11 protein-coding genes are annotated in these 11,742 nt (G+C 61.9%); 5 read left to right on the top strand and 6 right to left on the bottom strand.

Features of this window, described 5'->3' with window-relative positions:
- Positions 1–15: 15 nt before the first annotated feature.
- Both FFI16_RS15325 and FFI16_RS15320 read right to left on the bottom strand, forming a co-directional pair.
- Positions 16–2,253 carry a molybdopterin cofactor-binding domain-containing protein gene (locus tag FFI16_RS15325; RefSeq protein WP_138815592.1) on the bottom strand — a complete coding sequence of 746 codons (2,238 nt, stop codon included), beginning with the start codon at positions 2,251–2,253 and terminating at the stop codon, positions 16–18.
- Positions 2,253–2,711: a (2Fe-2S)-binding protein gene (locus tag FFI16_RS15320; protein ID WP_065930245.1), complete on the bottom strand. Its 459-nt coding sequence runs from the start codon at positions 2,709–2,711 to the stop codon at positions 2,253–2,255. The genes FFI16_RS15325 and FFI16_RS15320 overlap by 1 nt, the downstream gene beginning before the upstream one ends.
- Before the next feature lie 291 nt (positions 2,712–3,002).
- On the opposite strand from FFI16_RS15320, the gene FFI16_RS15315 reads away from it, so the two are divergent.
- Complete coding sequence (locus tag FFI16_RS15315; RefSeq protein ID WP_138815593.1) at positions 3,003–3,743, top strand: hypothetical protein; 741 nt, start codon at positions 3,003–3,005, stop codon at positions 3,741–3,743.
- Positions 3,744–3,860: 117 nt separating this feature from the next.
- Positions 3,861–4,160: a hypothetical protein gene (locus FFI16_RS30690; protein WP_138815594.1), complete on the top strand. Its 300-nt coding sequence runs from the start codon at positions 3,861–3,863 to the stop codon at positions 4,158–4,160.
- A gap of 240 nt (positions 4,161–4,400) precedes the next feature.
- Here FFI16_RS30690 and FFI16_RS30520 read toward each other — a convergent pair whose 3' ends face one another.
- The 3 genes from FFI16_RS30520 to FFI16_RS30515 form a co-directional block, all read right to left on the bottom strand.
- Positions 4,401–4,910: a hypothetical protein gene (locus FFI16_RS30520; protein ID WP_178112683.1), complete on the bottom strand. Its 510-nt coding sequence runs from the start codon at positions 4,908–4,910 to the stop codon at positions 4,401–4,403.
- Between the two features lie 62 nt (positions 4,911–4,972).
- Complete coding sequence (locus FFI16_RS15300; protein WP_138815595.1) at positions 4,973–5,599, bottom strand: helix-turn-helix domain-containing protein; 627 nt, start codon at positions 5,597–5,599, stop codon at positions 4,973–4,975.
- A 5-nt stretch (positions 5,600–5,604) separates the two neighbouring features.
- A complete protein-coding gene (locus FFI16_RS30515; RefSeq protein ID WP_178112682.1) occupies positions 5,605–5,763 on the bottom strand; it encodes a hypothetical protein in 159 nt (52 codons plus the stop codon).
- 242 nt (positions 5,764–6,005) lie between these two features.
- Here FFI16_RS30515 and FFI16_RS15295 point away from each other — a divergent pair, with 242 nt between their 5' ends.
- The 3 genes from FFI16_RS15295 (at position 6,006) to FFI16_RS15280 (ending at position 9,864) form a co-directional block, all read left to right on the top strand.
- On the top strand, positions 6,006–8,120 hold the full coding sequence (locus FFI16_RS15295; protein WP_138815596.1) for a TonB-dependent receptor domain-containing protein: 2,115 nt from the start codon (positions 6,006–6,008) through the stop codon (positions 8,118–8,120).
- A 272-nt stretch (positions 8,121–8,392) separates the two neighbouring features.
- Positions 8,393–8,935: a sigma-70 family RNA polymerase sigma factor gene (locus tag FFI16_RS15285; protein ID WP_138815598.1), complete on the top strand. Its 543-nt coding sequence runs from the start codon at positions 8,393–8,395 to the stop codon at positions 8,933–8,935.
- Positions 8,932–9,864, top strand: coding sequence for a FecR family protein (locus tag FFI16_RS15280; RefSeq protein WP_138815599.1), 933 nt, complete (start codon positions 8,932–8,934; stop codon positions 9,862–9,864). Before FFI16_RS15285 ends, FFI16_RS15280 begins: the two co-directional genes overlap by 4 nt.
- 1 nt (position 9,865) lies before the next feature.
- Here FFI16_RS15280 and FFI16_RS15275 read toward each other — a convergent pair whose 3' ends face one another.
- Positions 9,866–11,683, bottom strand: a complete 1,818-nt coding sequence (locus FFI16_RS15275) for a sigma-54-dependent Fis family transcriptional regulator (protein WP_138815600.1) — start codon at positions 11,681–11,683, stop codon at positions 9,866–9,868.
- Between the last annotated feature and the right edge of the window lie 59 nt (positions 11,684–11,742).

Below are 11,742 nucleotides of genomic sequence, written 5' to 3'. Positions count from 1 at the left end.
GGCGTTCCTTGTCGGTCAGGCGAAGGTGTAGCGGCTCAAGGGCAGGCTGCGGATGCGCTGGCCGGTCAAGTGCGCCACCGCATTGGCCACGGCAGGCGCCACTGCGGGTAGCGGCGGCTCGCCGATACCGCCCATCTTTTCGCCGCTCTCGACGATCTTCACGTGTACCTTGGCCATCCGCGAGGGTGGCAGGATCGGGTAAAGGTCGTAGTTGCGCGCCCGTGGTTTACCATCCACGTACACCGCTTCTTCCACCAAGGTTTGTGACAAGCCCAACGCTACGGCGCCGTTGACCTGGGCCTCGATGATCGCCGGGTTGACGATGCTGCCAGGGTCAATCGCTTCCCAGATGTGATGCACCTTGACCTGGCCGTTTTCGATCGACACTTCGGCAACCACCGCCGCATGCGAGCCAAAGGGCGAGGCCATGGCCACGCCACGGGCACGTCGGCTGCCGTCTTCGGCGGTATACGGGCCACGTTTCCAGCCACCGGACAACTCGCCCACCGCTTGCAGCAACGTGGTCAGGCGTTTGTTGTCGCGCAGCAGGTGCAGGCGCAACTCGTACGGGTCATGGCCGCCTTTGTCGGCCAGTTCATCGAGGAAGGCTTCGTAGAAAAAGTCATTCAGCGAGTTGCCCACCGAACGCCAGTAGCCGAGCATGGTCGGGCCTTTGACGTAGATCTGGGCGATGCGCTTATTGGGAATCGCGTAGGACTTGCCCGACAACCCTTCAAGCGCCGTCGGGTCGATTTTATCGCCCTGTTTGCCGGCGATGGCTTCGGATGGGCCTTCGGTGGCGCTCACGGCTTCGATGGCCACCGGCAAGCCTTTGTCATCCAGTGCAGCGCGGAACTTGACCACCGCGACCGGGCGCAGCACATCGCGCAGGAACTCTTCTTCGCGGCTCCAGATCAGCTTGACCGGGCGGCCCACGGCTTTGGCCAATGCGACGGCCTGCGGGTACGGGTTGGCCGAGTCATACAGGAAATGCCGGCCGAAAAAGCCGCCCAGCAACGGCGAGTGCAGGGTGATCTTCGACACATCCAGCCCGGTGCGCTTGGCGATGTCGGCGCGGAACATGTCCGGCGCCTGGTTCGGCAGCCACACTTCCAGTGTGCCATCCGGGTTATAGCGCGCCAGGGCCGATGGCGGCTCCAGTTGGGCGTGGTTGACGTACTGGTTGTGGTAGGTGGCTTCGACCTTGGTCTTGGCGTTTGCCAGCGTGGCGTTGATGTCGCCTTCGTTTTCTTCGTCGCGGGCCGGGCCTTGCTGGGCGGCGAGGAAGTCACGGTATTTGTCGCTGGAAAAATCTGCCGGCATGGCGCGCACTGTAGAGTCGGCGGCGGCTTCCAGCCATTCGACCTGAATAGCTTCTACTGCACGCTTGGCGTGCCACCAGCGCTCGGCCACCACGGCCACGGCGCCAGGCAGTTGATGCACCGAGTGCACGCCTTTCATGGCTTCGACTTGGGACTGATTGCGCAGGCTGCCCACGGTCATGCCCAGGCGCGGCGCATGCTGGACGGCGGCGTGGAGCATGCCGTCGACCTTGAGGTCGATGCTGTATTGCGCCTTGCCGGTGGATTTGTCGTAGGCATCCAGGCGTTTGACCGGCTTGCCGATCCAGCGGAACTGACTCGGGTCGCGCAGGGTGATGGTGGACGGGTCAGGCACCGGCATGTCGAGGGCGCGGCTGGCCAGTTCGCCATACCCCAGCGAGCGGCCCGAGGCGGCGTGTACCACGCGGCCGGGGGTGGTGGTCAGTTGCGCGACCGGCACGCCCAGTTGCTCGGCACCGGCCTGCAACAGCATGGCACGGGCCAGGGCGCCCAGGCGGCGCATCACTGGGTAACTCATGCGCACCGACATGCTGCCGCCGGTGATGCGCATGCCGTTTTCCATCACCACATAGGCATCGCCCGGTGGCGCGGCCTCGACGATGAAGGTGGCGGGGTCGGCGTCCAGTTCTTCACCAACAATTTGCGCCATGGCCGTGTGGGTGCCTTGGCCGCCTTCCATAAAGGGGCTGAGCAGGCGCACCGTGCCGTCCGGGCGAATCTCCAGAAACGCCGGCACCTGCGTGCCGCGTTCCGTGGGGTTGGCGGTGGCCGCGAAGGCGCGGCCACCGCCCAGCGGCAGGCCGAAACCAATCACCAGGGCGCCCACGGCGGCGCTGGCCAGAAAACGCCGGCGCGACAGGTTGACCGGGTCGCCCAAGGCTACATCCAGCAGTTCGTTGCGCGTATTCATCAGACGCGCTCCTTCTGCTGGGCCAAATCCTGCATGGCGGTGTGGATGGCGTTATAGGTGCCGCAGCGGCACAGGTTGACCATCGCCGCATCAATTTGCGCGACTGTCGGCGCGGGCGTGTGCTTGAGCAGCGCCGTGGCCGCCATCACCTGCCCGGACTGGCAATAACCGCATTGCGCCACCTGATGTTCGACCCAGGCGGCGACCACATGCTTGCCCACCGCATCGTCCTCAATCGCTTCGATGGTCGTGACCTCGCGGCCGACCACGCCCGCCACCGGGGTAACGCAGGAGCGCACCACATTGCCATCTACCAGTACCGAACAGGCGCCGCACTGGGCCAGGCCGCAGCCGTACTTGGTGCCGGTCATGCCGAGGTCGTCGCGGATCACCCACAGCAGCGGCGTGTCGGCGTCGGCATCGACCTGGTAGGTCTTTTGGTTGATACGTAATTCCATGGCGGGTTCACCTGCTGATCATCGGTTGGTGGTGCTGAGCTCTTTTGAACTCTTATAAGAATGGTGGGACTTGTGGCCCATCGTTGCACTCTAGACCACGGCGCAAGGGCTATCTATCCGCCAGTCGATAAGTCGGAGGATCAGGCAAGTATTTCGCAGGAATGCACTACCCGGCGCGTAGGCAACCTCTGAACCGACCCGGCTCGCCGCACTTTTTTTGATTCTGCTGATCTACCCCTGTCACGACCCCGCTCATTCAGAGCGTGGGCAACAGACCCAGACCCGGTGCCGATGGATCGAACCTCACATGCTTTTTTTACGCGCTGGCCGTTGTTGTCAGCGGCTCTATTTGCCCTGTTTGCCAGCGGTTGCAGCCAGCAGCAGGGCCGCGATATCGCCAGCCAGTTCAGCAATGGCAGGCCCGATGAGTTCTTCCAGACCAGCGTCGACCGCATGGCAACCTTGGGCATGCGCGACAACCTGCAGAGCCTGTATCTGCTGATGAGCAAGCTCTACCTGCGCAACCCCAGCCAGTGGCGCCAATCCGGTTACCCGGATGCGGTGAGCGCCGCGCGGGAAATCCGCCAGGCCATCGAGCAGCAGCAACCGCTGCCGGCCCTGGGCGAGCGGCGTGATCTGGCGGCCTTGAGCTACTCGTTAAGCCCCGACTTCAAAGGCGATCGGGTCGGCGCGTTTATCTACGCGATCGGCAGCATGCTGGTGACCGCCCACGGCGGCCGCACCCAGTTCTATATGACCGACTCGATCAACCCGCAGTTTGTCAGCAACGCCGCACGCAATATCGAGAAAGCCACCTGGCTGCTCAGCCAGCGCCAGGACGCCAACGGGGTGTTGCTGCTGTTTTCCAACGAGATATCGGAGGAGGGCAGCAACCTCAGCTTTGCGGTCGAGTTCGGCAAAGTGGTGGCGCGCCTGGACCTGCTCGCGCAGATGCTCGATGAACGCTACCGACGTGTGGCGCTCAACTATGCGCAGAGTTTGCTGCTGATGAATTTCTTGCCGGTGCAGTAATGTAGGTACGGCATGTCCCTTTCAAGTGTAGGAAAGGGCCTATCTTGAGCCCCCGCGCTTGAAACACCCCTCGGTGGGCAATAGCCTCGGGCTTTTCTCAACGGATGAGTGCGTACCTTGGGTAAGCGAAAAACGGTTTGGCCTACGGATCGCGAGGTTCGTCTGCGATTTATCCTCTTTGCGGTAATCGATGTGGCAAGCGCCCAGGGGGTTCCTGCCGAGGTGTTATTGAGCGCACATAAACTGTTGCGCGACTCGCCGGCGGAGTCTCAGTTACGTAAAGCCCTGGCTGACATCCTAGCGTGCGATGAAATGGCGGGGTTCAGTTTCCCCTGGGGGTCTGAGGCGGATGATTTTATGCGCACGATCGAACCGCTGACGAACGAGGCTGATTATCAGAAATTGCCCACGGGTTAGATCGTTTATTTCCTTAAGTGATGTTTCAAGGCTTTAATCGCATATCCATCTTGGCGTTAATGCAGTCCCAGTAGCGGCTTTGTATGTCTTTGCATCGATTTATCTGTGTTCACGTACGGCTTCGCTGTAGGGGTCACCCAAGCAAACTCCCGAACAGCCATTTGTGCTGCTCTGCCGGCGTCTTGCGCCGTTGCTGGGTGGCTCTAGAATCGGCGCCAGAACTTAGCCATTTCCTGTCGATTACGGAGTTTCGAACATGATGAACGCAATGCAGATGCCGATGAACACGTCCATGCCAATGATGCCGATGATGGGCATGCCGATGATGATGGCGACCATGAAGTGTGAAATGGCGGGCGACGCCATGATGTGCACCATGAAGCCGGCGGCCGGTATGGACATGGCGCAGTTCAAGACCAATGCCGAGATGATGGCGATGATGATGAACTGCGGCATGCCGATGATGATGCAGTGCGCAAACATGTCGATGCTGTGCATGTCGGCCGATGCCATGAAGATGATGGCTGACATGAACATGCCGATGATGGGCATGTCGATGCCGATGCCGATGATGAAATGCATGATGGAATGCAGCGTGATGGGCGACAGCATGATGTGCAAAATGATGCCGATGCCAGGCATGAGCATGGCCATGATGGAAAACTGCTGCATGCTGATGAACAAACTGATGAACGACTGCGCCATGCCGATGATGATGAGCTGCAACGGCATGCCGATGATGTGCTGCACCTGCTGATCGCTGCTGTGTAACACAGGTGCAAAAAGCCCCGACTTTTCGGGGCTTTTTGCATTCAGTCCAGGCGTTCCGGGTAGGTGATCACCAAAAATGCCACCGCCTCGCTGTCCGCCGGGTTGCGGTAGCGGTGGGGCTGGTCGGCGTAGAACAGAATCGAGTCGCCGGTGGAGAGCAAGTAGCGCTCATCGTTGACGCTGACTTCCAGTACGCCCTGGGCCACCACGAGGTTTTCCTGAATGCCGGGGCCGTGGCCGGCGGAAATTTCTTCGCCGAGCGCACGCAGGCGGATTTCGTAAAATTCCGATTGGCGCGCGGTATCAAAGGGAAACAACGCACGGCTGACAAAGGCTCCGTCGGCACTCACCAGGCGTTTGCTCTGTTGCGCCGGCAACACCTCGACGCCTTCAAAGGCACGGTCCTCCAGAAAGGCCGCGACCGACACCTTCAAGCCCTTGGCAATTTTGCACAGCACCTTGATTGACGGCACGCTGCGGCCGGACTCGATCTGCGCCAACATCGCACGGCTCACGCCGCACGCGCGTGCCAGCCCGTCCAGCGAGAGGTGGCGTTTACTGCGTAAACGTTGCAGGTTCTGCGCCACGCACAGGCTGGTGTCGTCATCCTCAATCGCAGGTTTTGGCAGTGTTTCGGCTGATTCGGGCAGTACCTGTAAAAAATTCATCGGCGTTACGCCCGGCGCGTATCACTGGCCGCAGCGGTGTGAGCGGTGAACACCGCAAGCCCCGCGCGTGCCGCGTACATCGCCCACATCAGCTCGGCCGCTGCACGTGCCTGGCGGCGTTTGCGGTGGAGGGTGAAGTCAATAACGCTGGCGGATGTGTGCATGGTGGGATCTCGTGAGCGACTCAATGACCCCACAGTAATGCGTGCTGGTTATTTCTTTAAATACTGAGTTTGCATGTGTTAATGCAATTTTGGACTTAGAAAATAATCCCGGTCCGATGCTGTTGTGGGAAGGGTCTGGTCCGTTAATAAGGAGTGACCTGGCGAGCCTGCCTGGCTTCCCATCACTGTTCGCGTGATGGCCCAGGCTTTGTCACGCCCCCGAATGCCAAGGATTTAACCCCATGTTGTTGCGCCAACCCCCATTGCTGTTTGCTGCCCTGACCTTCAGTTCACTGGCGCAAGCCGACACCCTGCAACTGGCCCCGGTCGAAGTCTCCAGCAGCGAGGCCAGCGCCGGTGAAGTGGCCCAGGCACAGCTCAAGAGCGTGCCCGGCGGCACCAACTTCATCGATATGAGCAGCGTGCAGCAGGGACGCGTCAGCACCAACGAAGACGTGTTCAAGTACCAGGCCGGCGTTTACGCCAAAGCGGCGAATAATGAAGGGGTGAAGCTGTCGATCCGCGGTTCCGGCCTGAACCGCAGCCCCGGCTCCCACGCCTCGGGCCTGTATGAAATGCTCGACGGTTTGCCGCTCACCGGCCCCGGCGGCACGCCCTATGAACTCAAGGACCCGCTGTGGCAAAGCCGCGTCGAGGTGCTGCGCGGTGCCAACGGTTTTGACCAGGGCGCCCTGGCCCTCGGTGGCTCGGTCAACTATGTCACGCATACCGGTTATGACGCGCCGAAGTTGCAGGTGCGCTATGAAGTGGGCAGTCGCGGTTATGCCCAGCGCGAAATCAGCTCCGGCCAGGTGCTGGGCGACGCCGACTACTACATCAGCCTCACCGACTCCGAATCCGACGGCTACCAGCACCAGAGCGCCGGCACCGGCAAGGGCATTGCGGCCAACTTTGGCTATCGCTTCAACCCGGACCTGGAGACGCGCTTCTATTTTCGCTACCGCGAAACCGCCAACGACAGCCCCGGCAAGTTGACGCGCTACCAGATCAGCCACGACCCAAGCGCCGCCAACCGCCTCAACGCCGCCCGCGACTCGAAACGCCTGCAGCCGGGCTCGACCTGGATCGCCAACAAGACCACCTTGCAGCTCGATGACAGTTCCCGCGTCGAGGTGGGGCTCGCCTACCACGATTACCCGATGGATTTGCGCGAAGGGCTCAACCGCCTGAAAGTCGCCTACACCGATGTGAGCGGTACCCTGAACTACATTCGCCAGGACAGTTGGTTTGGCCACGACAGCAAAACCACCCTTGGCCTGCGCACCACCCAGGCGATGCCCAACAACGGCGCCTCGGAATATGTGCGCGTGCCGTCGAGCAACCCTGCCACCTATTACGCCCCCGGCACCAAAACCCGCGACTACAGCTACCTGGGTTCCGACACGGTGCTGCATATCGGCAACGAGCTGGAACTGGCGCAAGACCTGTGGTTGACCACCGGCCTGGCGGCGATCTACACCCGCCGCGAAACCCAGGTCAGCTACCCCGAAGGGCAGGCGCCGCTCAGCCAGCATGATTGGGACTACGCGCCGCGCATCGGCCTGCGTTATGACTTCACCCCGCAGTTGCAGGTGTACGGCAACCTGAGCCGTTCGGTGGAGCCGCCCCACGCATGGTCGATGATCTGGGGTTCCAACAAGTACTTTTCGGGAGGCCCCGCTAACGGACTGGCCCGCGAAGGCGTGAGCTTGCGCAATCAGACCGCCACCACCCTGGAGATAGGCGGGCGCGGTGAGCAATGGTTCGGCCAGTGGGACCTGGCGCTGTACCGCTCCGAAGTGCGTCACGAACTGCTCACGGTGGAAACCCAGGCGCAGACACAGACCAGCAGCGCCGTCGTCGCCGAAGCCAACGCCAGCCCCACCGTGCACCAGGGCGTGGAACTGAGCCTGCTCAGCCCACTGTGGGACGGCGGTGGTAATGGCCAGGTAGCCTTGCGCCAGGCCTACACCTACAGCGATTTCCACTACCGCGACGACGACCGCTTCGGCGCCAACACCTTGCCGGGCATCCCCAAGCATTACTACCAGGCGCAAGTACGCTACAGCCACCCGACCGGTTTCTACACCAGCCTCAATACCGAGCATGCTTCACGGGTGGCGGTGGATTACGCCAACTCTTACTACGCGGCGGCGTACACAACCCTGGGCGCCACCTTCGGCTACGACGCGCCGAAACAGGACTGGCAAGCCTGGGTTGATCTGCGCAACCTTACCAACCGGCGTTATGCCAATACCGTCACACCGGGTTATGACGACAAGGGGGTGGATGTGGCGCGCTCTACACCGGCCGATGGTCGCGGCGTCTATACCGGTGTGTCGTGGAGCTGGCGCTAAGCCGATTTAACTGTCAACAAGGTCTAACTGTGGGAGCAGGGCTTGTGTGGGAGCTGGCTTGCCTGCGATGGCATCACCTCAGTTCAACTGAATGACCGAGGCGCCTGCATCGCAGGCAAGCCAGCTCCCACACAGACCAGCATCCACCCAGACCACCTCCCACACAAGCCCGCCCACAGCACCGGCCCACCCGAGTGGCCCTTGCCCCATCGCCGTTTTACTGGCATTGTTTGCGCAATTGGTAATATTTCCCATTTGAGAAGTTTTTGCGCATGCATGACATTCCGGCCGCGCCGGGCGATTGCGCCCGTCAGCAGACCCTTACGGCGATGTACAGCGAGCACCATGGCTGGTTGCACGGCTGGCTGCGCAAAAAGCTCGGGTGTTCCCAGTACGCCGCCGACCTGGCCCACGATGCGTTTATCCGTGTGTTGATGCTGGCCGAGCCGCACACCATCAAGGAGCCTCGCGCCTTTCTCGCCACCACCGCCGGGCGCCTGTTGATCGATGGGGCGCGGCGCCGGAACATCGAAAAGGCCTACCTGCAAGCCTTGGTGGTGCAGTGCGAAGACGCCGGCATGCCCGACCCGGCCGCCATCCACGTGGCGCTGCAAGCCCTGGAGCGCATCGCCGAGATGCTCGCCGGCCTGCCCGCAAAAACCCGTGAAGCCTTCCTGTTAAGCCGCCTGGACGGGCTCACCTACAGTGAGATCGCCGCACGCCTTGAGGTGTCACCCAGCACGGTCAAAAATTACCTGTCCACCGCGCTGGTGCATTGCTACCACAGCCTGTACGCGGCGGACCCGTTGCCGTGAACTCTGAGCAGATCATTCAACAAGCGGCGAATTGGCTGACGCGGCTGCACGACGAAGACGTCAGTGAGGCCGAGCGTCACGCTTTCAACACCTGGTGCCAGGCCGACCCACGCCATGCCGTGGCCATCGAGCGCATGCGCTCGCTCTGGGGCAACTTCGACACCTTGCCCGCCCAACCGGCACGTATTGCCTTGAATCGCGCCTTTGCGCCACGGCGCTCGCGCAGGGTGCAGGCCGTGGGTGTGCTCGGCGTAGTGCTGTGCGGCTGGTTCGGTGTGCAGCACATGCCGGTGTGGATGGCCGACCAGCGCACCGGCGTCGGCGAGCGCCGCCAGGTCGCCCTCGAAGACGGTAGCCAGTTGCAGCTCAACAGCAATTCGGCGGTGGACGTGAAATTCGACGGCCACCAGCGCGTGATCGAACTGCTGCAAGGCGAGCTATGGGTTGACGTGGCCAAGGACGCGCAACGGCCGTTCGTGGTGCGTACCGATCAAGGCACGGCCACGGCCTTGGGCACGCGTTATCTGGTCAAGCGTGCGGCGGACGGCAGCACCGTGGTTACGGTGATCGAGTCCACCGTGGCGGTCCAAGGTGACACGGGTGAGGGCGTCAAGGTCGCGGCCGGGCAGCGCACGGTTCTTGATCATGGCCACGCGGGGCCTGTACAGGCGACCGCCAGCGCCGATCCGGATGCCTGGACCCGTGGCCTGCTCAAGGTCAACGACCAACCGCTGAGTGAGGTGCTGCAAACCCTGGCCAGCTACCGTCACGGCTTGGTGCGCTTCGATGCCCAGGCGTTGAAAAACCTGCGCGTTTCCGGGGTGTTCAAGCTCGATGACACGGCGGCGGCGCTCTCGGCGCTGGCCGACAATCTGCCGATCCGGGTGGAGTACTTCACCGACCTGATGGTGGTGGTCAAACCGCTCTAGATCAACCGTCGTGCTGGCGCAGGCGCTTGTACAGGGTGTTGCGGCTTACGCCCAGTTCCCGCGCCAGATGGGAGATGTTGCCGCCCGCCGCTTTCAGGCGCTGGTTCAGGTCGCTGCTGTCCTCCAGGCTTTGGCGGGTGGGCAAGGGCGCCGCCACATTCAAATCGACGAAGAAATCATCCGGCAGATGCTCTGGTCGCACCGGCTGCTCCTCGGCCATTGCCAGCGCCACCTGCAATACGCTGCTGACCTGGCGCAGGTTGCCCGGCCAAGGGTGTTGCTCGAACAAGGCCAGCACCTCGGCACTCAGCCCGGCCCATTGGGTCGGCTCACGGTGCTGCTGCCACAGCTGCTGGAACAGTGCCTGCTTGTCGGTGCGCTCGCGCAGGGGCGGCAGTTCCAGGGTCAGGCCACCGATGCGGTAGTACAAATCCTCACGAAAGTGCCCGGCCTGCACCCAGTCGCGCAACACGCGGTTGGTGGCCGAGATAATGCGCAAATCCACCGGGAACAGCTCGCTGCTGCCCACCGGCTGCACGCAGCGCTCCTGTAGCACCCGCAGCAAGCGGGCCTGGGTCGGCAGCGGCATGTCGCCAATTTCATCCAGAAACAGCGTGCCCTTGTCCGCCTTGCGGATCAGGCCGATGCTGCCTTTCTGGTTGGCGCCGGTAAAGGCGCCTTTTTCATAGCCAAACAGCTCGGATTCCACCAGTTCGGCGGGGATCGCTGCACAGTTAACCGCAATGAACGCCTGTTTGCTGCGCGAACTGGCCTGGTGCAGGGCTTTGACGAACACCTCTTTGCCGACGCCGGTCTCGCCGTGAATCAACAGCGGAATGTCCTTCTCCAGCAAACGCTCGGCCTGGCGCACGGCCTTTTCCACGCGTACATCGCCAAAATGCAGGGTCTGGATGCTCATCGGCGCAGGTTTGGTGGGCTTGGGCTCAGCAAAGACCCGTGCCTGCACCGGCATCTTCTGCGGCCGCTTCAATAAACACTGGAACCGATTGCGGCCCGCCGCCTGCAACGAAAACGGCAAGCCCTCCGGTTGATTCAACAACTCCAGCAGCGAGACTTTAAACAAACTGTCGATCAGCACCCGCGACAAACTGATGCCCAGCAAGTTGTCGGCGCGGCGGTTGGCCGACAGCACCTGGCCGCTGTCATCAAAAATAATCAGGCCCGCCCATTGGCTGTCGAGGTTGTTCAGGCCGGTGTTGAAGGTCAGTTGAAAATGCTCGCCGCGAAACAGGTTGAGGATCAGCCGGTTCTCTACGGTTTGGCTCATCATCTTGACCATGCCCAAGGTGTGGGAGGGTGGCAGGTAGCTGTCGCTGGACACATCCAGCACCGCGATGATTTCGCGCTGGGCATCAAAGATCGGCGCCGCCGAGCCGGTCATGAAGCGGTTGGCCTTGAGAAAGTGTTCATCGTGCTCGATATGCACCGCCTGGGCACAGGCCAGCGCGGTGCCGATGGCGTTGGTGCCGCTTGAGCGTTCCATCCAACTGGCACCGGCACTGAAGCCGCGTGCCAGGTTCGGCTCGATAAAACGCTGGGTGCCCCAGGAGGTCAGCACCTGGCCCTGATTGTCGGCCAGCATGATCAGGCAGTTGGAATTGCTGAGGATGTTTTCGTAGTAGGGCAGCACTTCCTGATGGGTGGTCTGCACTAGCGAATGCTGGCTTTCGAGCAACTGGCTGATGCCTTCGGCGGGCAGTTGATCGAAGCTGGGCGTGCTCTGGTGGTCCAGGCCGAAGGCGCGGCAACGGCGCCAGGATTCCTGGATAAGGGTGTCGTGTGCGAGGGGCTCGGCCATGGGGGCGACCTTCTTTTATTTTTATTGTTATCAAGCCTTGCGCCGTCCAACTGTGGGAG

Source organism: Pseudomonas sp. KBS0710 (assembly GCF_005938045.2).
GTDB lineage: Bacteria > Pseudomonadota > Gammaproteobacteria > Pseudomonadales > Pseudomonadaceae > Aquipseudomonas.
The sequence above is the reverse complement of the archived record's forward strand: the minus strand, read 5'-3'. Positions and strand labels throughout refer to the sequence as shown.

Excerpts from the sequence above, each read along its gene's own strand:
- FFI16_RS15300 (WP_138815595.1), bottom strand. The coding sequence starts at position 5,599 with ATGAATTTTTTACAGGTACTGCCCGAATCAGCCGAAACACTGCCAAAA.
- FFI16_RS15320 (WP_065930245.1), bottom strand. The coding sequence starts at position 2,711 with ATGGAATTACGTATCAACCAAAAGACCTACCAGGTCGATGCCGACGCC.
- FFI16_RS30515 (WP_178112682.1), bottom strand. The coding sequence starts at position 5,763 with ATGCACACATCCGCCAGCGTTATTGACTTCACCCTCCACCGCAAACGC.
- FFI16_RS15275 (WP_138815600.1), bottom strand. The coding sequence starts at position 11,683 with ATGGCCGAGCCCCTCGCACACGACACCCTTATCCAGGAATCCTGGCGC.
- FFI16_RS15295 (WP_138815596.1), top strand. The coding sequence starts at position 6,006 with ATGTTGTTGCGCCAACCCCCATTGCTGTTTGCTGCCCTGACCTTCAGT.
- FFI16_RS15285 (WP_138815598.1), top strand. The coding sequence starts at position 8,393 with ATGCATGACATTCCGGCCGCGCCGGGCGATTGCGCCCGTCAGCAGACC.
- FFI16_RS15325 (WP_138815592.1), bottom strand. The coding sequence starts at position 2,253 with ATGAATACGCGCAACGAACTGCTGGATGTAGCCTTGGGCGACCCGGTC.
- FFI16_RS15315 (WP_138815593.1), top strand. The coding sequence starts at position 3,003 with ATGGATCGAACCTCACATGCTTTTTTTACGCGCTGGCCGTTGTTGTCA.